We start from the raw sequence: 26,130 nt of genomic DNA on the forward strand, positions 1-26,130 counted from the left end.
ATCCCCCTTCCCAGCAATCAATTACTGCTCGCTTTTTCTTTATTAAAATTCAGTAAATAAACAGCCGAAATAGCCAACACGCCACCACAAGCAACTGGTGCAGACAATGTTTCACCAAAATACAACGCAGACAACCCCATCGCTGAAGTAGGTACGACAAAAATAAAAGAGCTTGAACGACTAGAGCCTAGCTGCTGTGTCGCCAAGAAAAAAATACTCGTAGCAACACTTACCACGACAGTTGATAAAAAAGCCATATGTAACCAGTACTCTAAAGAATATATTACCATCGACTTCAGTGGTGAGTAGCTATACGCAAACCCATAACTGATTAAGCTCGCGAACCCATACATAAACGTACTAAACAGTAGGAAATCGGCGTATCGGCCGCCTATTTGACTAATAATTGTTAAAATGGCCCACGTGAAAGCCGCGAGAATAAAGTAGAGATTACCTGATGCAAGTAATTGATCTAAGTTGAAACTCCATATTTCAATCATAAACAACCCACCAATTAGCCCAAATGTTAGGCCCATACCTTGCACTACCTTTAGCTTCTGTTGAAATACAAGACTCGTTAATAAAAACGTGAATAACGGGTTTATCGTCGTCACAAGCATACCACCCTTTCCAGGTAAGCCATTATGAAGTCCGAGAAAAAATAGTTGATTGTATCCAGCAAGCAATGCCCCTGCTGGTAACGACCACAGCAAAGCGTTACGAGAAAACTTTAGCGTCACAAATTTAAACCTGCGCACAACAAACAATATTGGTAGCATACTCAAAGTAGCTATCGCCAGGCGGTAAAATGTTGTTACTTTGGTCGGCGCCATATCAGCAATAATTTTCCCAGAAACCCAACTTGTCCCCCATAACAACATTGCGATAATAAGTGAAATTATCAATACAGTCTCTGTAGAGTCTTTAGTCTTAATCATAATCCCTGTTTAGCTCACTATTTATAATGGTGTAACGTTTTTACCTTCAGTGTACATCAAAATAGGAGCGGATACTTCGGCCTCAGTCATAGCACTTATCCATTATATATACGTAAAAAGACTATATAATTTGGATACATATCGGCTAGTTACCTGTTTATAATTAGAGTAACTATTACTGTTAGGATCTTGAATGAATATTGAGCGTAAACAAACCAATCAAAGAATGAGTCGGACTGTCATCCATAACAATACAATTTATCTATGTGGCCAAGTATGTAGTGATGCAACCAAAGGGATAACAGAACAAACACAAACCATGTTAGACAAAGTAGATATATTACTCACTGAAGCTAATAGTGACAAATACCACTTACTCAGCGCTACCGTGTATATTAGTGACATGACATATTTTAAAGAAATGAACGCAGTATGGGACTCGTGGGTACCTCAGGGGCACGCACCAGCTAGAGCATGTGTGCAAGCTGCAATGGCTAGACCTGAGTTACTCGTTGAGGTCTCTATCGTAGCAGCAGTAAAAAATAACAAGTAAGTAGTAAACCCAAAATCCTTTTATAGCTTACACGCAGCCGCTAGTAGTGTGATGTACAACATCTGGATACAATTATTAATAGCGATTAAGTTTTAAAAAAGGGAACTACCTTAGTCAAAAAAAACCTTGGATACTTCCAAGGTTTTCAACCTATTTTACATAAACACGAAATCCGCGTTTAATAATTTATAGGCCTGCACGCGCTTTAATAACAGCGATAAGTGGCGAACCACTGTGACCATTACCTTCAGCCCATGAAATATCAGCACCATCAACTAGCGCACTTTTCGGTAAATTTTTAACTATGTATTCACCTGCACCTGCAGCATTGCTCGCAATTGCATGGCGTAACAAGTTATTACCATTACATTGAATCGCATCGTAGATATTACGAATTTTCACTCGTGAGCTTTTTAGCTTTTTACGTAAACGCCCTTTGTCATCAGCGGCAACATATTCACACAAAGATGCTGCAAGCTGTGCATCAGCATGTGCATTTTGACTAAAAGACAAAGACGCAGCACATAAAGAAGCTGACACTAGCACGGTAGTTAATTTCATTTTAGACCCTTCAATAATACTTTATTCGTACCCCAACACTTATATAATTGTAGCAATCTATATAATTGTTAGCAACAAACTCATAATTTTTTCTGTAAGGTTACGAATTTATGACTATATATATTTTTATCATCCGCTTCATTATGTTGCGTTTCCATCTCCTGCCATTCCCCTACCTTCTCATAATCTGGAAAGCAGGTATCTCCTTCAACCGTTAAGTCAATGAAAGTCAAATAAAGTCGTTCACATAAAGGAAGGAATTGTTCATATACCAAGCCCCCTCCTATTATCATAACCTCTGCTTCCCCCTCAACCAACGCAAGTGCAGCGTCAGCAGATGTAACAACCTCCGTTGCTTGCGCATTATAATCTAGATTGCGACTAATAATTATATTCCGTCTATTGGGAAGAGGGCGCCCTATAGACTCAAAAGTCTTCCGACCCATAATGACTGGTTTATTCAACGTAACTCGTTTGAAGTGTTGTAAGTCTGCCGGTAGGTGCCAAGGCATTTTATTACCTTGCCCAATCACTCGATTATCCGCCATTGCTGCAATCATTGAAATTATCACATTCACTCCTATGCTTATTAAGTATTAAAAAAGGGCTTACAGCCCTTTTTTAATACTACCATCTCAGGCTATCGTTCGTAGACAACTTCTACATCGTAGTCATCTTCATCCCAATCATCATCCCAGTCATCATCGTCTTGTGCTTCTTGAGCTGCTTTACGATGATAGGTATCCCACTTAAACTCGACTTCTTCTTGCTCTTGTTCTACCTCAAACTTGTCTTTAGGCATGCTGTCTAGCAATGTCATAATGTCGTAGCATAATGGCTGGGTATTTAGTTTATTAATAGCGGAGACCTGATACACCTTCTCTGCATCAAGCTCTTGTGCAATACGTTCACAAATGGCCTCAGCTTCGTCCTCGGGCAATAGATCTATTTTATTCAATACTAACCAGCGAGGCTTTTCTGCTAGTTTAGGGCTATATTGGTGTAACTCATTAATAATTGAGAATGCATTATCTACTGGATCGGTGCCATCAACAGGCATCACATCGATAATATGTAAAAGTACACGACAGCGTTCTAAATGCTTCAAAAAGCGAATACCTAAGCCTGCACCATCCGACGCACCTTCAATAAGGCCTGGGATGTCAGCGATTACGAACGACTTACTTGCCTCAGGGCGAACAACACCTAAGTTTGGGATCAAGGTAGTAAATGGGTAATCTGCCACTTTAGGTTTTGCTGCTGAAACGCTGCGAATAAATGTCGACTTACCAGCATTGGGTAGGCCAAGCAAACCAACATCAGCGAGTAGTAATAATTCTAATTTTAAGTTACGAACTTCACCTTTAGTACCTAACGTCTTCTGTCTAGGTGCACGGTTTACACTTGACTTAAAGCGCGCATTCCCCAATCCATGAAAGCCCCCTTTTGCAACAAGTAATTTTTGCCCATGCTGTGTTAAATCACCAAGTGACTCTTCCGTATCAACGTCGCTTACACGCGTTCCTACTGGTACTTTCAAGTAAAGATCAACACCCTTTTTACCCGTACAATTACGTGACTGTCCATTCGTTCCACGCTCCGCACGGTGAAAACGTTCAAATTGGTAATCAACCAATGTATTCCAGTTTTCATCTGCTAGTAAGTATACACTTGCACCATCACCACCATCACCGCCATCAGGGCCGCCATCAGGGACGTATTTCTCACGACGAAATGACACAATGCCACTACCGCCATCGCCCGCTTCTGCGCGAATTTCAACTTCATCGACAAACTTCATGGTTACTCTCTTTTGACTGGGGGGTTCTGATTCCCGAAGTATAATACTAATAAGACAAAATCTTTAGTCATTATTGCAGTTTGCTTCACTTTGCCACTGCATATCACTTCGTTAGGAGGTTCTATAAAAACAAAAAACCCCGCCGTAGCGGGGTTTTTTTTAATCTTTACCGATTACTCAGCAACGATGCTAACGTATTTACGGTTTAATGGACCTTTTTGTTCAAAAACAACTTTACCGTCTGCTTTTGCAAAAATTGTATGGTCTTTACCGATACCTGCGTTAGAACCAGCGTGGAAACGAGTACCACGTTGACGTACGATGATGTTACCCGCTAAAACTGATTCGCCACCAAAACGTTTCACACCTAAGCGTTTACTTTCTGAATCGCGACCGTTACGAGTACTACCAGCTGCCTTCTTATGTGCCATCTTTCTGTACCTCTAAATTAAGCGCTAATGCCAGTGATTTTAACTTCAGTGAACCATTGACGATGGCCCATCTGCTTACGAGAATGCTTACGACGTCTAAATTTAACGACCTTAATCTTCTCACCGCGACCGTGTGAAACAACCTCAGCTGTCACTTTGCCACCGTTTACGAACGGTGCACCGATCTCGATTTTCTCACCATCAGCAACTAAAAGTACTGAATCAAATTCAACTGCTGCACCAGTCTCAACGTCTAATTTTTCTAGACGAATCGTTTGACCTTCAGTCACACGGTGCTGTTTACCACCACTTTGGAAAACCGCGTACATAATTAACTCCGCTTGTGCGCCCTCAAATCGACGCAACTTAATATTCTTCAATAGGGCGCGAAGTTTACGCTAATGCGAACCTACGTGCAAGCCCATTTTTCTATAAACTGAATAAAAAATAGCGGCTAAGAGAGCGAATCATTATTTTCTGCTAGTCTATCCAAAAAAAGCCATAAACCAAAGCGCTTTTTTCTTCTTTTACGACAACCTTCTATAACTCAAAAAAACATCGGTATTTGAACGTATTTTCAACAGCATGGCCTGCTAAGAGGTTTTTTTTTATTGTTCTTTGACAAAATATCGAGCTAAATGGAATTTTGTAGTACACTCGCCTCGTTTATCTATTTAACCTGGCTTGGAGTAAGATGGATATTAAGGCTATCCAGGCGTTAATCGAAACCGATATGCTTAACGTCAATGAATTAATACACGCACAAATGCAATCTGACGTTGCATTAGTTAACCAGCTTGGTCTGTATATTGTTAACAGTGGTGGAAAAAGAATAAGACCCATGTTGACATTACTGGCTGCTAAAGCGCTTGGTCATCAAGGTGAAAAGCACGTCACTTTAGCAACTATCGTTGAATTTATTCACACTGCTACATTATTGCACGATGACGTAGTTGACGAATCAGCATTACGTCGAGGTGAACCAACCGCAAACGCTGAGTTTGGTAATGCAGCCAGTGTATTGGTTGGCGACTTTATATACACTCGGTCGTTCCAATTGATGGTTGGCTTACAAAATATGCAAGTGATGCAAATTTTAGCTGATGCGACAAATGTAATCGCTGAAGGGGAAGTGTTGCAATTAATGAATTGTAATGACCCAGACACCACAGAAGAAAGCTATATGCAGGTTATATATAGTAAAACGGCAAAATTATTTGAAGCTGCAACGCTACTCCCTGCTGTTGTACTTGAGCAATCAACCGATGTGCAAAACGCTCTCAAATATTATGGAATGCATTTAGGCACAGCGTTCCAACTTGTTGATGATGTATTGGATTACAGTGCAAATGCTGAGCAAATGGGCAAGAACTTAGGTGATGACCTTGCTGAAGGGAAGCCGACTCTACCTCTTATATATGCTATGCAGCATGGAAAAGCTGAACAAATTACACAAATACGTAATGCTATAGAGCAAGGCAACGGGTTAGAGTATTTAGATGATATACTAATCACTCTAACAGAAACGAATGCCCTAGAATTTGCTATGGATAAAGCGAGAGTTGAAGCTAATAAAGCCATTCAAATGCTCAATATTCTGCCTGATTCGCCGTATAAGCAGGCATTAATTGGGTTAGCCGAAATATCAGTCTCAAGAGATCACTAACCCAAACACCGTCGACGTAACAAGAAAGCCGCAGTGCGGCTTTTTTAAAACGATTTTGAGTATCACCGTACTTACTTTTGCTCTGGTGGGCGATAACCCTCAATTTCCACTTCTTTATTCTCGAATAAAAAACCAACCATCTGCTCTTCAAGTAACTCTCGATGTGCTGGGTCCATCATATTTAAGTGTTTTTCATTGATCAACATAGTCTGTTTATGCTGCCATTGCTGCCACACTTCTTTTGAGATGTTATTAAATATTTTTTCACCTAATTCACCCGGGTAAAACTGGAAATCTAATCCAGGTGCGTCTTTTTGTAATTTTTGACAAAATACAGTACGAGCCATAACTTATTACCTACTTAAGGAAGATACTGTTAGTTTAACTCATTGTGCCTATGACTTTAACTAACTTTTTGGTCGGTGCAGCTAAACCAACTTGTGCAGGGTCATGTAAGTCACACCATAATAATGGCTGTTCATGCACGCAATCAGGTACACTATCTAGGTGCAGGATTATTGGATTGATAGTAAGTTCAAAGTGAGTAAATATATGCACAAAAGGCGCTAATGATTGTATATTACCGTCAATGCCCTGTTGCGCTATAAATAGCTCTACCTGTTCATGAGCTTCAAATTCAAAAAAGCCAAACAATCCGCCCCAAATACCCGAGCTTGGCCTTTTTTCCATCAACAGTTTATTTTCTGCTTTAATAATTAAATGGTACACCGTTTTCTTCGGTTTCGCTTTTTTTGGCTTTGAGTTAGGGAAATCTCTTACTTGGTTGTATTTATGCGCTGAGCAGTCCGTCACTAGTGGACAAGCCTGACAATCAAAGTTAGCTCTAGAACACAGACTCGCACCTAAATCCATCATGGCCTGATTAAACTCAGTCACATTATCTTGCGGGGTTATTTTTTCAATCAAATCCCAAAGGTTATTTTCTACTTTCTTAACACCATACCAGCCTTCAACCATAAAGAACCTTGCTAGTACGCGCTTCACATTGCCATCCAAAATAGGATAATGTTGCCCTAAAGCCAATGATAAAATGGCGCCAGCGGTAGAGCGGCCAATACCGGGTAAAGCGACTACTTGCTCCATGGTTTCTGGAAACAAACCTTTATACTTATCACGCACAATTTTAGCGGTTTTATGTAAATTTCGAGCTCTGGCGTAATACCCCAACCCAGTCCAATGATGTAATACTTCATCCTCAGGTGCATCAGCTAAATCAATAACGGTTGGGAACCGTGCCATAAAGCGATTAAAATAAGGAATAACAGTCACAACTTGGGTTTGTTGCAGCATCACTTCTGACACCCATACTTTATATGCTGTTTTTTCTAATTGCCAAGGCAGTGTTTTTCTACCATGAAGGTGATACCAACTAACTACTTGCTCAGCAAACCACGAACCCTGACTATTTGATACTTGCATTGACGGTGCAACTTTACTAATTCAACTTGGCCGCCAGTGTAAGGAGCTTTTAAAAACAGTCAAGCTATTGTACTTATCGCGTCGAACAGGGATAATATGCGCCCACTTTTCACTGTGCAGAATGACTATGAACGATTCGAGTAAAACTAGGCTTGAGCAAGCTCAGCAAGAAGGCAAATATATCCGCAGAATACGCAGCTTTGTAAAGCGCGAAGGCCGTTTAACCAAAGGCCAAGCGGCTGCAATTGAAAAATGCTGGCCTACTATAGGCCTCGAGCATAGCCAAGGTTTACTAGATTTATCAGAAGTCTTTGGCAATGACAACGACGTGGTACTAGAGATTGGCTTTGGTATGGGTAAATCATTGGTCGAGATGGCAAAAAATGCACCTCACCTAAACTTTATTGGCATTGAAGTTCATAAACCCGGAGTTGGGGCGTGCCTAATGGAAGCGGATGAAGCGGGTATTACCAACTTACGTGTATTTGAGCATGACGCGGTAGAAGTGCTGGCTGATTGCATCAAAGATGCAAGCTTAACCACAATGCAACTTTTTTTCCCTGACCCATGGCACAAAAAGCGTCACCACAAACGCCGCATAGTGCAACTAGAGTTTGTTGAAAGCCTTAGAAGTAAATTAAAAGTCAGTGGTGTATTTCACATGGCAACTGATTGGGAAAATTATGCTGAACATATGCTTGAAATAATGAATGCAGCACCCGGGTACGAAAACTTATCAAAAACATCTGATTATATACCCCGCCCTGATAACCGACCTCTGACTAAATTTGAGCAACGTGGTCATCGCCTAGGGCATGGGGTCTGGGATCTTATGTTTAAACGCAGTAATTAATTGAAAGCACCTGCCCTTTCTAACCTAATGAGGCCTTATGAGTCAGTTATCAAACCCTAGTTTGTTGTTAATGCGCAATGATGATGAGTTGCAAGCAAACAAGATTCTTGTGATCAATGCAAACAGGGATGGCTTCCTATTGCAATTACAACAACTAAACCCAAATAGTGATGTACATGCTTTTAGTTATAATATTGCAGATCATCAAGCTGCAGAAAAACACTCTGGTATATTGAGTTCTGTTGACCATAGTCTGCCATCAATTGACAGCTTAGACCTCATCATCTACTTCTACCCTAAATCCAAGCCGGAAGCGGTGATGATGCTCGATAATATTAGAGCTATTGCGACCAGTAACACTAGGTTATTAGTTGTAGGACATAACAAAGGCGGTGTGAAATCAATTGAGAAACAACTCAAACCACACGCTGATCTATTTTGCAAATTAGATAGCGCAAAACACTGTGTTTTGTATGAATTCTCTGACCTTCACCTATTACCTAAATTTGATATCGCACAATACCAGTCTGAATTTCAAGTACAAGTAGGTGAATTAGAGTTTACCGCTGTCAGCGTACCTGGCGTATTCAATCACGGAAAACTTGACGTGGGGACTAAACTTTTACTCGAGAATATTGATGTGCCATACAAAGGAGCTATTTTAGACTTTGGTTGTGGTGCTGGATTGATTGCGACATTTATGGGTATTAAGCAAGCTGCTCTCACGCTTAACTGTCTAGATGTAAATGCACTTGCATTGTATGCTACCGAGCATACCTTAAAGGTAAATGGCCTATCAGCAAAATTGATTCTCAGTGACGGCCTGATGGATGTAACGGGGCAATTCAACTTAGTAATTAGCAACCCACCATTTCATACGGGCATCGCAACCGACTACGGGATTGCCGACCGCTTTTTAAGCGACAGTCGAGGGTTTTTAAAGTCAAAAGGGAAAATACAAATTGTTGCCAATAACTTCTTAAAGTACACCCCAATACTTGAACAACAATTTGGTTCTTTTTCTACCTTAGCAAGAAATACCAAATTCACTGTCTATGAGGCTAATAAAAACTAATCAGACAGGCCGACTTCTCACCCTACTGGATAAAATAACACGAATAATCAGGGATTTTATTGTTATTTTATCCATTCTCTTTGCTACACTTGTGAATAGTTTACAATCATTGAATCAAATATTGATGTTGTATGTGTTCCAAATACAGCTAATACCTACAGCACAATTGATAAGCGTTATGTATTCATATCAACACATTTGGATCAAGTTTTTCAAACGCTGAATAAAGGTCCTTAATGGCTAAGCAGACACCAAAAACAAGTATAAGAAAAGTCCTAGTCAGCGCTGTGATGTTAGTCACTGCGTTATGTTTATCGCTATCAATTTCAATTTCTACCTATCTAGATGTCAAAGAACAAAAGCAACTGGTTATCAATAAGCTTGATATGATTGCAGAAATCATCGCTTTTAATGCGCAAATCACCTTGATATTCGAAGATAGAAAAACAGAAGAAAAACGCTTAAAATCTTTCAATAAAGTTGAACTTGTAAAAAATATTCATATTTATGACATTGACGATGTCACCAATAAACCCGTTTTTTTCACGAGTTATAACGCCAGCAAAACCCCCCCTGTTCCATTAAAAGTAAATAGTGTAGAAGACTTAAAAGTCCCTAGAATAACAGCAGATTATATTGAACTTGTTAAACCAGTTGTTTATGAAGGGAAAATAGAAGGCTATGTTTATATTCGAGGAGGGTTGGAAAGGTTAAATAAGTATATTAATACAAAAATACTCGTTGATATAATGTTAACTTTATTTGTTTTATTGTTAGTGTTATTGGTTGCTAGAGGGATACAAAAACGCATCGCAACCCCAATAGAGGAACTATCTCTATTATTACAAGATGTTTCCAAAAACCACAATTACAATGCACGTGCAAAGCGAAGTAATATAGAAGAAGTTAATACACTCGCAACCAATTTAAACGTTATGCTGGCGCGAACTCAAAACCAATTAGAGCGCCATAAAGCTGATAAACAAGAAATAAAACAACTCAATCAAAGCCTAGAAGAAAAAGTAAATCAACGAACTATCGCGTTAAGAGAAGCAAATCAAGAACTTCTCAATACCCTCGAAAGAATGCACCAATACCAGAATCAGATTGTTGAAAACGAGAAAATGGCCTCGCTTGGACAAATGGTTGCAGGCGTTGCTCACGAAGTAAATACCCCTATCGGTTTAGGCGTTACAGGCTCTACTCTATTACGCGACAAGTTATCTGATATAAAAGCAGCGTTCGAACAAAAGAGTTTAACATCCAAGCAACTCGAACGATTCATTGGTGATGGTATAGAAAACCTTGATTTAATCTATAGAAACTTAAATCGAGCTGCCGATCTTATCTCTAGCTTTAAACGCGTTGCAGTTAGCCAAGATCTAGAGCTCAGCTCTGATGTAAACGTAACCAGCTTATTGAACAATATTATGACAGCAATGAAAGCTGATATTGTAACCAAAAAACCAGTTATAGATGTTCAATGCTCCACAGACTTAACCGTTAGTAGTAAAGCAGGCCCTTTACAACAAGTCTTCGAGCAACTCATTTCTAATTCGTTGATCCACGCTTTTAAAAGCATCGAAAACAACATAATTCATATAAATATTACACGGACTAGTGGACAGCTTTCCATTATTTACACTGACAATGGCGATGGAGTACCCATTTCCATTCGTAAACGAATTTTTGACCCCTTTGTCACCACGAAAAGAGGTGAAGGGGGCAGCGGCCTTGGTATGCATTTAGTCTATAATTTAGTGACGCAAGCTTTAAATGGTAATATCGCGTTAGATGAAGCATATGACAACGGCACTCGATTCATCATTACATTGCCTTTGGTAGAGATAGGGTAATGCGAAGTATATTTATTATACTGGTACTTTTTGCATATCCTGCCTGTGCAAAAAGCCCAAATGAGGTACGTTCTGCTTTTTTATATCAAATGGCTAAGTTTATTGAGTTCCCTAATCAACAAACAAAAATATCGACTCGCTTTTGTTTTTATCAAATAAATACTGGGCCTGGTGCTATTTTAGCTAAAAATAAAAAACTAAAAATAAGAAAACGGCCAATCGAAGTTATTAAAATAGAAAATAGTTCAAATATAATGGAACTTTCTCAACAGTGTGATATCACATACATTGATGAAACGAATGAAAATGATATACTGTCTACTTGGACCGATACAACCTCTTTAAATATGGTTTTGGTTGGAGATAGCATAGAGTTTCTAAAAGATGGTGGTGTCGCTTCATTGGTCCAAGAAGGGAGTAAAATCCGACTGTATATAAATAAGCAACAGGTCACACAGCATAATTTTACTGTGTTATCTAGATTACTTGCAGTTTCTAAGTTTCATCCCAACTGATTTTACTTGTTAACAATTGGATATACTCCTATAATCGTAAATATTCGGTTTTATTAGATAGCACCGAATAACATGTAAATAATATATTCCGAAAAGGTTAATTTATAATGCAAACGCCAGTCATTCTGATTGTAGAGGATGAAGACGTAACTCGCCTGAACCTCGTTAGTTTATTTGAAGCAGAAGGTTACAAAGTAATTGAAGCCATTGATGGCGATGACATGCATGACAAACTGACAACGCATGACGACGTCAATCTTGTTGTTATGGACATCAATCTTCCAGGTAAAAACGGCTTAATCTTAGCGCGTGAACTACGCCAAAAAAGAAATATCGGCTTAATTTTCCTAACTGGTCGCGATAACGATGTTGATCGCATCCTTGGGCTGGAAATTGGTGCTGATGATTACATCACAAAACCATTTAACCCACGAGAGTTAACTATTCGTGCTCGTAACTTGATCTCTAGAACTGGTTCAGCAGGTGAAGAGTCAGCCATCGAGAGTAATGGTGTGATCACGTTTAATGGTTGGGAATTAGATGAAAATAGTCGTTGCTTAACGTCTCCTGCGGGAGAAGCAAAGCGCTTGCCTAAAGGTGAGTATCGAGCACTTCGTTTAATGCTAGATTCACCGGGTAGAATTTTTAGCCGTGAGCAATTAATTAAGCATATGACAGGTCGCGAACTTCGTGCTAATGACCGTACCGTTGATGTAACGATACGTCGTATACGTAAGCACTTTGAAAGTGACAGCAATACCAGCGAACTGATCAGCACGATTCATGGTGAAGGTTATCGTTTTATCGGTAAAATTGACGGTTAATTATACTGGCTGTTTTGCAGTTATATAAAGGGGCTTATTTAGCCCCTTTATTTATTCTTAATGCTACATACGAACATGCTAAAGAAACACTAACTCTCTTCATTAGAACCGAGTACGCTAATTGCGTCTTTTAACGATGCTTGACCGTCTTTTATTTTCTCTTCGAGTTCAACAACCCACTGACTTAACTTGTCAGCACCAACGTTATCTGCATCGAGTTCCATTACTTTGGCATGTAACTGAACTTCCTGTAAACCCACAGAGCCTGCGGCTCCTTTAAGCTTATGAGCAACCGAACTATACTCTTCAATGTCACCAGCACTTAATGCACTGCGTAATTCTTCACAATATTTAGGGTTTAACGTTTCAAATAAATCACTGCTGCGCTTAAAAGGCTTAACACCCATAGAGGAGACAAAATCGATGATCGTTTCTACATCAAGCAAATGGTAATCTTCACTATTGAGCACTATCACTGACTGTTCGTCGCCTCCTGTATGCGCTTTATTTGAGTCAATTCCAAATAACTCTGCCAACATTTTATCTAAACGTGTTGTATTAATTGGCTTCGCCAATGCGCCTTGAATACTAATCCCTTGCAACTCCTGCTCTGCACTTCGCACATTTGCGGTCAGGGCAACAATTGGTAAATTATCATAGTGACTATCTGCCCTCACTTCCCTTGCTACTACATCGCCATTAATATCAGGGAGTTGCATATCCAGTAGAATTAAATCAAGTTCATCTTCTGTTGCGACCAGCGATAAAGCATCTTCACCCGTTTCAGCCCAGATCACTTCATGCCCGCGCTGTTCTAATAAATTAGTTGCTATTTCAGCATTTAATGGCACATCTTCCACCAGCAAAATATATAGGCTTCTACCTGCATAGCTTTGCACCTTAGGTGCACTGCAAAGTGTCAGTGGTATTTCAACATCAAATCGACTGCCCTGTCCCTCGATACTGCTAACATGTATTTGTCCGTTCATAGCGCTAACCAACGCTTTTGTTACGGCCAGGCCAATCCCCGATCCAATCGCATTCGCACCAGTTGTATCTGGCGCTTTATAATACATGTCAAAGATACGCGCTTGCTGATCACTGGGTATGCCCATTCCAGTATCGATAACACTAAATGATAACCACTGACCCGACTCTCGGTTCTCTCTTTTAAACTCTAATGTCACACTGCCTCGATGAGTGAACTTCACCGCATTATTAATCAAATTCCATAATACTTGCCTTAAACGAGTTGGATCTAACAATGCGTAAATGTCCAAAATTCCTGTGCGATGAATTAAAAACTCTAAACCTTTTTGATCCGCTATAAGACCGGTAAAATTGACCACGTCATTAATAAAATCAGAGACATTAATACTGTCGGTTGCAATATCAAGCTGCTCTCTGTCAATTTTATCCAAATCAATGATGTCATTAAAAATATTGCCAAGTGTTTCCGCACTAGAAAAAATAGTATTACACCAACTTTTCTGCTGCTGGGTGAGCTCGGAGTCCAGCATCATACGAGTAAGACCAACAATACCATTCAGTGGAGTTCTTAATTCATGACTTAAGGTTGCAATAAATTTACCTTTGTCTTTATAAGCGGTTTCCAATGCTTGCTCAGCTTCTTTACGGCTTGTAATATCGCGGCCAAATGCGAGTAATCCGATGTATTCCCCTTTATCATTAATAAAAGGAAGTTTTCGCATTTCGAACCAACGACTTTCACCATCAACTGGGTACTCTACATCTAAGGTCATGGGTTGTTGTGTTGTCGCCACTTCAGTATCAGTACGAAGTACCTCTGGTAAGTAATCCTGAGGGTAAATGCTCTCAACCGACTGACCAATTAATTCTCCACTACTTTTGCCAATAACCAGTTCAAACATCTTATTACACCCAGCAAATATGCCATGTTGATCTCGGTAATAAAATAAATCAGGAGAAGAGTCGACTATTGAGCGTAATAGCATACTTTGCTGTGCAAGCTCTTGCTGCGTTTTCTTGCGTTCAGCTATTTCTTTACGCAGCTCTTCGATTGCACGATGCTTTGCGTGCAATGCCATTTTCCTCTCATCAACCTCATTATTTAAACGATTAATATTGTCTTTGAGTGTTTGGTTTAATAGCTTTTCTTGCTGAGTGGCAGATTCTAAATAAATTTTCGATGCTTCCAGCTGCCGCATTGCATAAATGGTTATCGAAATCAGTACTGGGGACGTTACACCTGCAAAAAATAGTACAGCTAACACATCAACAATGATTATTTCACCCAATGCAATGTAATAAAACATGCAAGATAAAATAAGGGATACGAGCAACAAAAATGCATAACAAAATAATCCAGCTGCTTTATCACCAAACTTATTGAGAAGGCTTACCAATACACGGCCCCACGGGCCAAAAGAAGATTCAATCATAGTTACCACTTACCCTATTAACCTGCCCATTATACCTAAGCACTAATAAGAAGCTAATTATCCCTGTTATTCGTATCGCTTGTTTCTATACTGTATAGCCAACTGCACGAAATGACACTTTATCGATACCATTTCTTTTACATTCATAGGCAAATGGTCAAGTTTTAGTGTAATATGCGCGACTTTAATTGTCGTGACAATGAGGGTATACATGCAAACAACAATGCCAGACATCGCACATTCAGCCGACGCTTTGCAAACAGGCAAGCTAGACTGGGTAGGCATGGGCAATATCGAACTACCACTACTTTTTGCCAGTAAAGGTCTAAGCGATACGCATGTTACAGCAAAAGCCGATGCATTTGTAAACTTACAAAAAGAAGATGCTAAAGGCATTCATATGTCACGGCTGTTTTTGGCTTTAGACACGTTATCGTGTGAACAAAGTCTTACGCCTAAAACGCTCACACAAGTTCTTGATAGCTTTATCTCAAGTCACCAAGATTTAAGCAATGCGGCTAAAGTCTCAATTCACTTCGAATTACCGTTGCGCCGTCAGTCATTATTAAGTCAAAAGCAAGGTTGGAAAAGTTACCCCGTGACAGTAACCGCAACACTCAACGATGGTGTTGCGCGTATTGAGCTCGGTGTTGACGTTACTTATTCATCCACTTGCCCGTGTTCAGCAGCATTAGCTAGACAGCTAATTCAAAATGCTTTTGCAGACAAGTTTCAACAACAAACCGTTGATACTAAGCAAGTCCATGCATGGTTAGGTACCACTGAAGGAGTTCTTGCTACACCTCACTCACAAAGAAGTATCGCCAATATAAAGGTTTTACTAGCATCCGACTGCGAAGAATTCGATATATTGACCCTCATTAATCAAGTTGAAGATGAACTAAAGACCCCAGTCCAAGCAGCCGTAAAGCGTGAAGACGAGCAAGAGTTTGCACGTTTAAACGGTCAAAATCTCATGTTTTGCGAAGACGCGGCCAGAAAACTTAAAGCGCTGTTCAACCAGACCAACTACCAAGATTTTTTTGTGAAAATTAACCATTATGAATCACTGCATGCGCACGATGCGGTTGCCTACGCAGTCAAAGGCATAGATCAAGGCTACAAAGCTTAATCGTAGCCAATCTAAAAATAAACTAGAACCACTCTACAACTCGGCACAGCATTTGCTTAATGATATTAAGTGTCAAATTGTTGTTGTGGAGTGTTCTATGGAATTCGCTTTATTATCTATTTTAGCTTTGGTTGTTGTTGCGTCGATTGTTGCGGCAAAATATAGTGATGCCGGTGGCAACCCCTATCCGTTTAGCCGTAAAGAATCTGTTTTTAGTACTGTTGAAGCATCATTTCTTACTTTATTAGAGCGCGCTGTTGGTGATAAATTCAAAATTGTGAGCCGGGTAAAACTCATTGACTTAATTGAATGTAAACCCGGCTTATCAAAAAAAGCACGCAGAGCAGCCCTCACAAAAGCAAAAAACAAACAACTCGATTACGTACTTGTCGATAAAGAAACATTGAATATTGTCGCTGCCGTTGATCTAGTAAACAACAGTAATAAAGGTGGGCACAAAGCGCAACGAGATTGGTTCGTCAATGGTGCTCTTGAATCTGCCAATATCCCCCATATTCGTATGAAAGTTAAAGCCGGATACAAAGCAAGTGAAGTACGCAACGCCATTTTATTTAAACTAGGTAAAACCCCACCCCCCCCTAAAAAGTCACGATCTCGAGTCGAGAAACCTGCGGTTATGTCGCCTTCACAAGCAAAAGCCCATTCAACTAATTTAGCAGAAATTTAACACTTAGAATAAAATAGCAGGTAACCTCCTGCTATTTTCTGTTGTGCAAACGCATATTTTACAAACTCGCATTTAAGCCAACCTTAGGTATAATATTCAATAACTTTGTTTAGGAACTAAATCATGAAAATAGGTATTATTGGTGCCATGGAGCCGGAAGTAGCCATATTGCGAGATGCTATTGCCAACAAAACACAAACCAGCAAAGGTGGCTTTACATTTTATACTGGCGAACTTTCGGGTCATACCGTGACGCTAGTTCAGTCGGGCATTGGTAAAGTTGCTGCAACCGTTGCAACAACTTTACTCATCGATAATTTCGAACCGGACTGTATTATTAACACCGGTTCAGCAGGTGGCTTTGAGCCTTCATTGAATGTCGGTGATGTGGTTATATCAAGCGAAGTACGTCACCACGATGTTGATGTTACAGCGTTTGGTTATGAGATTGGTCAAGTACCCCAGATGCCTGCTGGCTTTGCGGCACATCCAGCTTTAATTGAAGCAGCTCAAAAAAGTGTTGCAACCTTGCCCAATACACAAACTATGATTGGCTTGATCTGTACTGGTGATTCATTTATGTGTGAACCGACACGCATTGAACAAGCCCGTACAGATTTCCCTACTATGCTCGCGGTTGAGATGGAAGGAGCAGCCATTGCCCAAGCCTGTCACGTCCTGCATACTCCTTTTGTTGTGATACGCTCATTATCTGATATTGCAGGAAAAGAGTCGCCACAGTCCTTTGAAGAATACTTGGAAGTTGCTTCTATTAACTCATCAAAGCTGGTTAACGAACTGCTTGAGCAACTAACAACCGTAACCCTTTAGCGTGATACTCGAGCTACTGCAGGCCCAGCAGGGCTTGCTTATTTTTGTGATGGCTATAGCATGTGCTCATCTGTTTCCTATGCACTATAATTATCACCCATTTACTCTTTTAGAATTGGTTTTTAAAGGTATTGCTGAGCGCGTCTACCAACCATCAAACAACAAAGCACATCAATACTTATCAGGCACACTGGCTTGCTGCCTTCCAATTCTAGTATTTTTACTTTTATCCGTCGGTATAAGCGTACTTGCATTTCATCCTCAATGGTTAGGAGGTGTCGCACTGTATTTGTGTCTTGACACTCAAACAACAAATCGTACTAAACGCATTGCCACTTTATTAAAGCTGGGCCAAAAAGCCACAGCAAAGCAACTTTTGGCCACTATCGTTGCACGGGACGTGGCAAACCTTTCAAGCATGGGGATTGCAAAAGCCTGCATTGATAGTACCGCGTTACGGACCATAAGACATTACTACGTAATGGTTATATTCTATTTACTTGGTGGGCCTGTACTGGCTCTCATATACAAACTACTGCTGCTCTGTAATCACGCATGGCGAGCGCACCTTGCCCCCAACATACATTATATGAAGCCACTAAATACCATTATTACAGTTATAGAGTGGTTTCCTATCCGTGCATTTGTGTTCTTGATCTCACTCAGTCTCAATTATAAAAAAGTTCGCCATTACTTAAAGCATTACGCACGCTTTTTTTACCAACAAAACTCAGGTTGGATTTTATGCTTCTTTGCAGCAAATCTACACACCCAACTAGGCGGTCCTTGTATGTACCAAGCTAAACGGTTTAATAAAATGCGTATTGGCAGTGGTAGACCACCTGAGCCTGATGACTTAATACAGTTACTTACCTTATTGAACCGCGTTCGCCTATTTAGTGCGTTAGTATTAACCCTAGTTTGGATAGTGTATCAAACTCTAGTTAACTACTCTTAACGCAATCATTCTGGCTGACAAATCCATACTTAGCTGACACGTGAGTTCAAAATACGCAAACAAAAATGGCCAGCACTGCTGACCATTTTTACTTTACCCTAAACGAAGGGACGCGCTATTTAGCTTACGGTTATTTTAGCAAATTTACGTTTGCCGACCTGATAAATAGCCGTGCTGCCTTTTTCAATAACGAGCTTGGTATCAGTCACTTTTTCTTCACCATTTAGCTTAACCGCACCTTGTTTAATCATACGCATGGCTTCAGAAGTACTTGCAACTAAACCTGCTTCTTTCAACAAAGCTGTAATAAACGTTGTGGCGTCTGAAATTTCAATGGTCAGTTCTGGAATATCATCTGGTAGCGCATTTTTTTGAAAGCGCTGAATAAAATCTTGATGCGCTGCTTGTGCATCCTCTTCACTGTGAAAACGTGCAATCATTTCCTTTGCAAATTCGATTTTGATGTCTCGTGGATTACGACCATTCGTAACCTCTTCTTTTAAGCTCGCTATTTCTTCAAGTGATAAGGCACTTAATAATTCATAGTAACGCCACATCAAATCGTCTGAAATAGACATCACCTTACCAAACATTTCCGTTGGTGCATCGGTGATCCCGATATAATTACCTAAAGACTTAGACATTTTTTGAACGCCATCGGTCCCTTCTAATAACGGCATCATTAGTACCGTTTGTGGCTTTTGACCTTCTGATTTTTGCAGCTCTCGGCCCATCAGCAAATTAAAACGCTGATCTGTTCCACCTAATTCAACATCAGCTTTCAATGCAACCGAATCCCAACCTTGAACTAGAGGGTATAGAAACTCATGGATTGCAATTGATTGACCATTAGCATAACGCTTTTTAAAATCATCACGCTCAAGCATACGAGCAACAGTTTGGCTAGCTGCAAGCTTTATCATGCCTGCACTGCCCAATTGTTCCATCCAAGTGGAGTTAAACGCAACTGTCGTTTTTGCAGGATCTAATATTTTAAATACTTGCTCTTTATAGGTTTCTGCATTGGCTAGCACATCATCACGAGTCAATGGCTTTCGTGTTACATTTTTGCCGGTTGGATCTCCTATCATCCCTGTAAAATCGCCAATTAAGAAAATCACCTCATGACCTAAGTCCTGAAAGGTCTTTAACTTATTGATTAGAACAGTGTGGCCTAAATGCAAATCAGGGGCTGTTGGGTCAAAACCTGCCTTGATCTTTAACTTTTTACCTGACTTGAGTCTTTCTTTTAATTCGTCCTCAATCAGGATTTCCTCTGCACCGCGCTTTATCTCTGCAAATGCAGTATCTAAGTCCACCATTCATCGCTCCAAAAATTTCAGTTTATCTGTCGATTCTAGCCTATATTGGGATCAGTTTAAATGCACAAAATACTGGTATTAGCGCTTTATTGCGTATATCCTGCAATAATATCTATAATATTTCTTGACATCAGAAAAGGCGCTTTATGGTTAACGTGGTGCACAAGCTCCCTAAAAAACACAAACTGCTAATTCTGGGCGTTGCATCGGCAATGGCTATTATTGCTTTGATCCCATCAGAAAAAGCAACCGCATCTAAAGATCATGATAAGAAGGCACTCGAAATTGGCAAGCGCTATGAATTGCCGGTTAAAGTCAGTGAATCACCTGAGCAGTTAACAGAATTAAATTCAGTGACTACAGAAAATGTTGAGTCACAGATTATATTTGATTTTGAAGATCACGCAGTTAAATCGGGTGACAGTTTAGCAACAATATTTAAACGGGCAGGCTTTTCAGCAAAAACCCTGCACAGCTTAGTTAACACCAATGCTGAAACACGAAAACTTAAAAAAATCCATCCAGGGGAAGTGTTAAGCTTTGCAACCAGCCCTGAAGGCAACCTTGCTCAGCTTAAGTACATATTATCAAAAACAGATACTTTGCTCGTCACTCGCAACACTGAGGGCCGTTATGATACAGCCATACAAAGCAAGGAAATTGAGACGGTAGAAAAGTCAGCGGGTGGTGCTATATCATCTAGCTTTTGGACTGCAGGTATTGCTGCGGGATTAAGCGAACGCCAAATAATGAACTTTGCCGATATTTTCGGCTGGGATGTAGACTTTGCAAATGATATTCGTAAAGGCGATCAATTCTCCATCGTGTACGAGTCCCACTTTGTTGATGGTGAAGAAATAGGCAATGGAAAAATAATCGCCGCGGAGTTCATTAATCAAGGGGAGCGCTATACCGCAATTCGTCACACAGATGATAACTTTTATACTGCTCAGGGACGCAGTATGCGAAAAGCTTTTTTACGTGCCCCTGTCAACTTTAAGTATATCAGTTCGAGCTTTAACCCCCGCCGCCTTCACCCAGTTACAGGAAAACGTTCTGCACATAGGGGGATTGATTATGCAGCAAGAACAGGTACCCCTGTCGTCTCGTCTGGTGACGGTAAGGTCATAAAGTCAGGCCGCAATCACCTCAATGGTAATTACGTTTTCATTCAACATGGCAGTAAGTACGTCACCAAGTATCTACATTTAAATAAACGACACGTACGTAGTGGTCAAAAAGTTAAGCAAGGTCAAAAAATTGGAACCGTTGGTGCAACAGGCCGTGTCACTGGTGCGCATCTACACTACGAGTTTCTGGTGAATGGCGTACATAAGAATCCAAAAACAGTAAAACTACCAAAATCTCAATCTTTACCAAAAAATGAGTTAGCTAAATTTAAACCCGCTGCAAAAACACGATTGGCTCAGCTACAGCGTCATAGAGAGCTGCAATTAGCACTGAATAATTAAGGTCCACTTACCAAAAGATCAAAAAATAAAAAACCTCGCATTAGCGAGGTTTTTTATGGGAATAATGCCTATTATCTTGCATTATTTCTTTGTCTATTACTTGTCACTTTTGGCTTGGTATTAGCTTTCTTAAACTGGCTGAACCCACTGTGCCTTGTTAAAGCTGGACGAGTTCCCCTTTTATTAGAGGCTACTTTTTCATTGCGCCCTTCTTCAGGGACGAGACAATTAGGCCCTTTACCAATTAAGTTTGCTTTACCCATTTTACGCAGTGCTTCACGGATCATAGGCCAACCTGATGCATCATGGTAACGTAATATCGCTTTATGTAAACGACGCTGCCGAGCACCTTTAGGCACAGCAACTGATTCCTTATTATTTTTAATATTCCGTAATGAATTCATTTCGGTGTGATAAATCGTGGTTGCATTCGCCATTGGAGATGGGTAAAAATTTTGTACTTGATCAAGTTTGAAATCATTACTTTTTAACCACAGCGCCATATTTACCATATCTTCATCAGTGGTACCTGGGTGAGCTGAGATAAAATAAGGGATCAAATATTGTTTTTTGCCCGCTTCTTTTGAGTACTTGTCAAATAGCGCTTTAAACTTATCATATGTTCCCATACCAGGCTTCATCATCTTTGATAACGGCCCTTGCTCTGTGTGCTCTGGCGCAATTTTCAAATAGCCCCCCACGTGATGACTCACGAGCTCTTTAACATACCTAGGGTCTTCAATCGCTAAATCATAACGAACCCCCGATGCAATGAGAATTTTTTTAACCCCTTCCACATCCCTGGCTTTTCGATATAAATCAATTGTAGGCGTGTGATCAGTATCCATATGCTTACATATATCAGGATAGACGCAAGACAACCTGCGACATGTACTTTCTGCTTTCTTACTTTTACAGCGCAACTTATACATATTTGCCGTCGGACCGCCAAGATCAGATATCACCCCTGTAAATCCAGGTACTTTATCTCTGATCTGCTCTATTTCTTCAATAATAGACTCTTCAGAGCGACTTTGAATAATACGCCCTTCATGTTCGGTGATAGAACAAAAGCTACAGCCACCAAAGCACCCACGCATAATATTGACTGATGTTTTTATCATGTCATACGCTGGAATTTTCGCATCTCCGTAACTTGGATGCGGTATACGTTGATATGGCAGGCCAAACACCCTATCCATTTCTTCGGTTTCTAAAGGGAATGCAGGCGGGTTTACCCATACGGATCGATTGCCGTGGCGTTGAAACAACGCTCTAGCACAACCGGGGTTCGTTTCTTGGTGTAAAATGCGAGATGCATGTGCATACAGAGGTTTGTTAACACTAACTTGTTCGAAAGCAGGTAATTTTACATACACTTTTTCCCAAGGCTTTAATCTTGGGGGCTGAACTGTTATCGGTTTTGCTGCTTCTTCTGCTAGGTTTACACCTGCTTTGGCAAACTCTGATTTACTACAGCCCACATCATCCGCACCGTAAGGGTTTGGGATAGGGTCTATTTTACCCACTTTATCAATCGCGGTAGAGTCACTCCCTCTCCATTGTGGCAAGGGCTCCTTACGGATCACTGCTGTACCACGAATATTTTGAATGGAGGCTACCGGATCCCCTTTGGCAATACGATGTGCAACTTCAACCAGAGGCCGTTCTGCATTGCCATAAATTAGAATATCTGCTTTTGCATCAAAGATAATACTTCTGCGTACTTTTTCCTGCCAGTAATCATAATGTGCTATTCGACGAAGGCTGGCTTCAATACCGCCGATGATCAAAGGCACTTCTTTATATGCTTCTCTGCAACGCTGACTATAAACAACAACAGCTCTATCGGGACGCATTCCCCCTACATTACCTGGTGTATAAGCATCATCATGGCGCATACGCTTTTCAGCGGTATAACGATTGATCATCGAGTCCATATTACCGGCCGTTACCCCAAAAAATAGGTTTGGCTGACCCAATGTCATAAATGCATCTTTGCTTGACCAATCTGGCTGGGCAATAATACCCACCCGAAACCCTTGAGCCTCTAATACTCGGCCAATAACCGCCATACCAAAACTAGGGTGGTCAACATAAGCATCGCCCGTTACAAGTACGATATCACAGCTATCCCAACCTAATTCATCCATTTCTTGACGTGTCGTCGGTAGGAATGGGGCTACGCCATAACACTCAGCCCAATATTTTGGGTAAGAAAATAACGATCGTTCTGCTTTGAGTGCGCTCATAGTGGTACCTGCAGGAAAAAAGAGTCGAATTATAACTTAATTATCTGCATGCTCATACTATAGAATATTCCAATGAACCGGATAAACAAATGCGCTATAGGAACAAGCAACATACACCTTTTGATACGTCACTTTGATTACGGTTAAGGTTTATAGTTTTTCAAAAAGTCCATGAGTTCGTGGCTCGGCATTGGCTTAGCATACATGAAGCCTTGCACTTCATCGCACCCTAATTGCTTGAGTAAGTCTGCTTGAGCTTGTGTCTCGACCCCTTCAGCTATCGTTTTTAGCCCTAAGTGACGCCCTAATGAAACCACAAGATCTGCAATTGCACCGCTGTCATTGTCTGGAATATCTTTAATGAATGCACGGTCAATTTTCAATCGTGCCAGAGGCAACTTCTGCAAGTAGCTTAATGATGAAAACCCAGTACCAAAATCGTCAATTGCGACTTCAACACCAAACTCTTGAAGCTCTTGCAAAGTGTCAATAACAACCCCGATTTCGTCCATAACCACACTTTCAGTAACCTCTAACTCTATCTTTTTTGGATCAACTTGATGTGCCAATAATGTATTCTTTACACCTTGAGCATAATTTGCAACTTTAAACTGTGGGACCGACACGTTCACTGCAACACTGATATCTAGCCCAACACTCACAAGCAGCTTTTGCTGTTGACAGGCTTGTTCTAAAACCCACTGTCCAATATCCACAATTAACCCAGCATCTTCTGCAAGTGGTACAAAGATGGCCGGCGAAATATAGCGGCCATTACCCGAAGGCCAGCGTAATAAAGCTTCGCACCCTATTACCGCTAACGTATCAAGAGATAATTGGGGCTGATACCACACTTCAAGTTTACCTTGTTCGAAATCTTGTCGTAACTGTCGGATGAGTCCTAACCGCCACGCCATTTTTTCTTCTAAATCTGGTGAATACCAGTCGATAAACTTTTTACCTTGTTTCGCTTGATTCAACGCAATATACGCAAGCTTTAAAGTATCGATACCCAGTTTACTGAAATCACTTTGTTCGCAAATCCCTACATGAAAATGCATCGTTAAAATATGCTCGTTAACTTGATAGGGGATCATTAACGCTTCAATAAAATGTTGCTCATCAAAGCTGCTTTTAGGTAGTAGCAAACCGAATACATCGGCACCAATTCTTGCGATAAGCTCCGCATCGATAAACTCTTGCTGTAACCGTTGCATCACAGCTAATAGCAACTGATTACCGACTTCTTGCCCTAAACCATTATTAATATCTGAGAATTGCGCTATATCAATAATAACAAAAAGCAGTTCACTCTTTACTGCCGACGATGTCGTACTATCTCCGATATAATAACGTTCAACTTGTTGAGAAAAACTACTTCGATTTGGTAATTTTGTTAAAGGATCTTTATAAGCTACGTCTCGTAATTCATTGAATAATTTTATGTTATCTAAACCAACACTCACATTCGCCAGGAAGATTTCCATAAACTGCAGCTGCGCTGCATTTGGTTTAACATCGAGCTCTAGATAGACTGCTGCACGGCGGTTTTTTCCTTGCAGCAACACCGTAATGTCGTGCTCTGTTTGTTGATGCTTGGCAAAGTCAAAGCAGTTCTGAACCTGCATAATAACTCTGCCATTGTCTAGCTGCTCCAACCCTTGACCAAAAAAAGCTTGATAATCCGATGTACCTCCAAGTACCACAATGCGTTTATCATCTCCATGATTACCACTGACAATACCGTTGGGCTCACTGCCCAATATTTTAGCTAACTGCATAACCACGGCTAAACCAAACGTTTTCATATCGCTATGCCCTAAAATGGCATGAGACGCTTCAAGAATACGTGTTAATGCTGTGCTTTGTGCCTCCAGTTCACAGATTTGTTGATAGGAACGGATCGCTGTCATTAAAGAAGTGACAAGTTTGCTGCGAGTAAGCTCTGTTTTCATTTTATAGTCATTAATATCGTATTCACGGATCACTTGCTCTTCAGGCGCATACCCAGGTTGTCCCGTTCTCAAAATAATACGAACATTATGATTTTGTAACTCATCGCGCACACGTCTGACTACGGTAAGCCCCGCATCATCGCTTTCCATTACTACATCAAGTAACAGAATGCATATTTCAGGATTATGTACTAAAGCATCAATCGCCTCAGTTCCTGAATAAGCATGATGAAAACGAAGTGCACGGCCCCAAAATTCAACTCCAGAGAGAGCCAATTTCGTCACTGAATGAATTTCAGGATCGTCATCTACAACAAGTACATCCCAAAAGTCACTGGTTGTCACTTGTTCATGCGTATCTTCATCATGATCTAAAAACAAAAAATCATCTTGCTCAGACGCCATTCTCTATCCTTCAACTCACTTACCGCTTTAAAGTTAAAGCTTTGCGCTTAATCGCTTGTTTACCATACTACGAAATGTGGTACATTTTTACTACCACGTTCAGAATTTATTAACACCCAAGAAATATTATAGACGATGTTCAAACACTTGCGTGAAGTAAGTTGATAAATAAAGCTAGG

Annotated in this window: 24 protein-coding genes; 12 read left to right on the top strand and 12 right to left on the bottom strand. The window is 40.4% G+C overall.

Going from position 1 to position 26,130, the window contains the following annotated elements; all coding sequences use genetic code 11:
• Nucleotides 1-17: 17 nt before the first annotated feature.
• Nucleotides 18-938, bottom strand: a complete 921-nt coding sequence (locus J8L97_RS03365; RefSeq protein WP_211047857.1) for a DMT family transporter — start codon at nucleotides 936-938, stop codon at nucleotides 18-20.
• Between the two features lie 193 nt (nucleotides 939-1,131).
• Here J8L97_RS03365 and J8L97_RS03370 point away from each other — a divergent pair, with 193 nt between their 5' ends.
• Nucleotides 1,132-1,491 carry a RidA family protein gene (locus tag J8L97_RS03370; protein ID WP_210995451.1) on the top strand — a complete coding sequence of 120 codons (360 nt, stop codon included), beginning with the start codon at nucleotides 1,132-1,134 and terminating at the stop codon, nucleotides 1,489-1,491.
• A gap of 186 nt (nucleotides 1,492-1,677) precedes the next feature.
• Here the strand turns inward: J8L97_RS03370 and J8L97_RS03375 are convergent, their stop codons facing one another.
• From J8L97_RS03375 to rplU, 5 genes are all read right to left on the bottom strand, one after another.
• Nucleotides 1,678-2,052, bottom strand: a complete 375-nt coding sequence (locus J8L97_RS03375) for a DUF3718 domain-containing protein (protein ID WP_192508356.1) — start codon at nucleotides 2,050-2,052, stop codon at nucleotides 1,678-1,680.
• An 80-nt stretch (nucleotides 2,053-2,132) separates the two neighbouring features.
• Nucleotides 2,133-2,624, bottom strand: a complete 492-nt coding sequence (folA, locus tag J8L97_RS03380) for a type 3 dihydrofolate reductase (RefSeq protein WP_312037119.1) — start codon at nucleotides 2,622-2,624, stop codon at nucleotides 2,133-2,135.
• 68 nt (nucleotides 2,625-2,692) lie between these two features.
• Complete coding sequence (gene cgtA / locus J8L97_RS03385) at nucleotides 2,693-3,853, bottom strand: Obg family GTPase CgtA (RefSeq protein ID WP_010361517.1); 1,161 nt, start codon at nucleotides 3,851-3,853, stop codon at nucleotides 2,693-2,695.
• A 173-nt stretch (nucleotides 3,854-4,026) separates the two neighbouring features.
• On the bottom strand, nucleotides 4,027-4,284 hold the full coding sequence (rpmA, locus tag J8L97_RS03390; protein ID WP_010361516.1) for a 50S ribosomal protein L27: 258 nt from the start codon (nucleotides 4,282-4,284) through the stop codon (nucleotides 4,027-4,029).
• Nucleotides 4,285-4,301: 17 nt separating this feature from the next.
• On the bottom strand, nucleotides 4,302-4,613 hold the full coding sequence (rplU, locus tag J8L97_RS03395) for a 50S ribosomal protein L21 (protein WP_010361515.1): 312 nt from the start codon (nucleotides 4,611-4,613) through the stop codon (nucleotides 4,302-4,304).
• Between the two features lie 365 nt (nucleotides 4,614-4,978).
• On the opposite strand from rplU, the gene ispB reads away from it, so the two are divergent.
• Complete coding sequence (gene ispB / locus J8L97_RS03400; RefSeq protein WP_210995450.1) at nucleotides 4,979-5,950, top strand: octaprenyl diphosphate synthase; 972 nt, start codon at nucleotides 4,979-4,981, stop codon at nucleotides 5,948-5,950.
• Nucleotides 5,951-6,021: 71 nt separating this feature from the next.
• Here the strand turns inward: ispB and J8L97_RS03405 are convergent, their stop codons facing one another.
• A complete protein-coding gene (locus J8L97_RS03405) occupies nucleotides 6,022-6,297 on the bottom strand; it encodes an oxidative damage protection protein (RefSeq protein ID WP_010361512.1) in 276 nt (91 codons plus the stop codon).
• 34 nt (nucleotides 6,298-6,331) lie between these two features.
• Nucleotides 6,332-7,390 (bottom strand): A/G-specific adenine glycosylase, encoded by a 1,059-nt coding sequence (gene mutY / locus J8L97_RS03410; protein ID WP_211047858.1) that lies wholly within the window; start codon nucleotides 7,388-7,390, stop codon nucleotides 6,332-6,334.
• Between the two features lie 127 nt (nucleotides 7,391-7,517).
• On the opposite strand from mutY, the gene trmB reads away from it, so the two are divergent.
• From trmB to arcA, 5 genes are all read left to right on the top strand, one after another.
• Nucleotides 7,518-8,243, top strand: coding sequence for a tRNA (guanosine(46)-N7)-methyltransferase TrmB (gene trmB / locus J8L97_RS03415; RefSeq protein ID WP_211047859.1), 726 nt, complete (start codon nucleotides 7,518-7,520; stop codon nucleotides 8,241-8,243).
• A 37-nt stretch (nucleotides 8,244-8,280) separates the two neighbouring features.
• Nucleotides 8,281-9,318 (top strand): methyltransferase, encoded by a 1,038-nt coding sequence (locus J8L97_RS03420; RefSeq protein WP_210995447.1) that lies wholly within the window; start codon nucleotides 8,281-8,283, stop codon nucleotides 9,316-9,318.
• 236 nt (nucleotides 9,319-9,554) lie between these two features.
• A complete protein-coding gene (locus tag J8L97_RS03425) occupies nucleotides 9,555-11,174 on the top strand; it encodes a sensor histidine kinase (RefSeq protein ID WP_211047860.1) in 1,620 nt (539 codons plus the stop codon).
• The gene (locus J8L97_RS03430; RefSeq protein WP_211047861.1) at nucleotides 11,174-11,689 is read left to right on the top strand and encodes a YfiR family protein; all 516 of its coding nucleotides are present in this window, start codon (nucleotides 11,174-11,176) and stop codon (nucleotides 11,687-11,689) included. Before J8L97_RS03425 ends, J8L97_RS03430 begins: the two co-directional genes overlap by 1 nt.
• Nucleotides 11,690-11,796: 107 nt before the next feature.
• Nucleotides 11,797-12,513, top strand: a complete 717-nt coding sequence (arcA, locus tag J8L97_RS03435; RefSeq protein WP_192508364.1) for a two-component system response regulator ArcA — start codon at nucleotides 11,797-11,799, stop codon at nucleotides 12,511-12,513.
• Nucleotides 12,514-12,602: 89 nt separating this feature from the next.
• Here arcA and arcB read toward each other — a convergent pair whose 3' ends face one another.
• On the bottom strand, nucleotides 12,603-14,936 hold the full coding sequence (gene arcB, locus J8L97_RS03440) for an aerobic respiration two-component sensor histidine kinase ArcB (RefSeq protein WP_210995444.1): 2,334 nt from the start codon (nucleotides 14,934-14,936) through the stop codon (nucleotides 12,603-12,605).
• Nucleotides 14,937-15,147: 211 nt separating this feature from the next.
• Here arcB and folE2 point away from each other — a divergent pair, with 211 nt between their 5' ends.
• From folE2 to J8L97_RS03460, 4 genes are all read left to right on the top strand, one after another.
• Nucleotides 15,148-16,068: a GTP cyclohydrolase FolE2 gene (gene folE2 / locus J8L97_RS03445; RefSeq protein WP_211047862.1), complete on the top strand. Its 921-nt coding sequence runs from the start codon at nucleotides 15,148-15,150 to the stop codon at nucleotides 16,066-16,068.
• A gap of 97 nt (nucleotides 16,069-16,165) precedes the next feature.
• Nucleotides 16,166-16,756, top strand: a complete 591-nt coding sequence (locus J8L97_RS03450; RefSeq protein ID WP_211047863.1) for a DUF2726 domain-containing protein — start codon at nucleotides 16,166-16,168, stop codon at nucleotides 16,754-16,756.
• Nucleotides 16,757-16,879: 123 nt separating this feature from the next.
• On the top strand, nucleotides 16,880-17,587 hold the full coding sequence (gene mtnN / locus J8L97_RS03455) for a 5'-methylthioadenosine/S-adenosylhomocysteine nucleosidase (protein WP_211047864.1): 708 nt from the start codon (nucleotides 16,880-16,882) through the stop codon (nucleotides 17,585-17,587).
• Between the two features lie 49 nt (nucleotides 17,588-17,636).
• A complete protein-coding gene (locus tag J8L97_RS03460) occupies nucleotides 17,637-18,545 on the top strand; it encodes a cobalamin biosynthesis protein (RefSeq protein ID WP_282098493.1) in 909 nt (302 codons plus the stop codon).
• A 119-nt stretch (nucleotides 18,546-18,664) separates the two neighbouring features.
• Here the strand turns inward: J8L97_RS03460 and tyrS are convergent, their stop codons facing one another.
• The gene (gene tyrS, locus J8L97_RS03465) at nucleotides 18,665-19,864 is read right to left on the bottom strand and encodes a tyrosine--tRNA ligase (RefSeq protein ID WP_211047931.1); all 1,200 of its coding nucleotides are present in this window, start codon (nucleotides 19,862-19,864) and stop codon (nucleotides 18,665-18,667) included.
• Nucleotides 19,865-20,013: 149 nt separating this feature from the next.
• Here tyrS and J8L97_RS03470 point away from each other — a divergent pair, with 149 nt between their 5' ends.
• The gene (locus J8L97_RS03470; RefSeq protein ID WP_211047865.1) at nucleotides 20,014-21,339 is read left to right on the top strand and encodes a peptidoglycan DD-metalloendopeptidase family protein; all 1,326 of its coding nucleotides are present in this window, start codon (nucleotides 20,014-20,016) and stop codon (nucleotides 21,337-21,339) included.
• A 71-nt stretch (nucleotides 21,340-21,410) separates the two neighbouring features.
• Here J8L97_RS03470 and J8L97_RS03475 read toward each other — a convergent pair whose 3' ends face one another.
• Together J8L97_RS03475 and J8L97_RS03480 are read right to left on the bottom strand one after the other, a co-directional pair.
• Nucleotides 21,411-23,591, bottom strand: a complete 2,181-nt coding sequence (locus J8L97_RS03475; RefSeq protein WP_211047866.1) for a YgiQ family radical SAM protein — start codon at nucleotides 23,589-23,591, stop codon at nucleotides 21,411-21,413.
• Nucleotides 23,592-23,734: 143 nt separating this feature from the next.
• A complete protein-coding gene (locus J8L97_RS03480) occupies nucleotides 23,735-25,951 on the bottom strand; it encodes an EAL domain-containing protein (protein WP_211047867.1) in 2,217 nt (738 codons plus the stop codon).
• Nucleotides 25,952-26,130: the final 179 nt, after the last annotated feature.

It is taken from the genome of Pseudoalteromonas sp. MMG012 (genome assembly GCF_018100875.1).
GTDB classification, from domain to species: Bacteria; Pseudomonadota; Gammaproteobacteria; order Enterobacterales; family Alteromonadaceae; genus Pseudoalteromonas; species Pseudoalteromonas aurantia.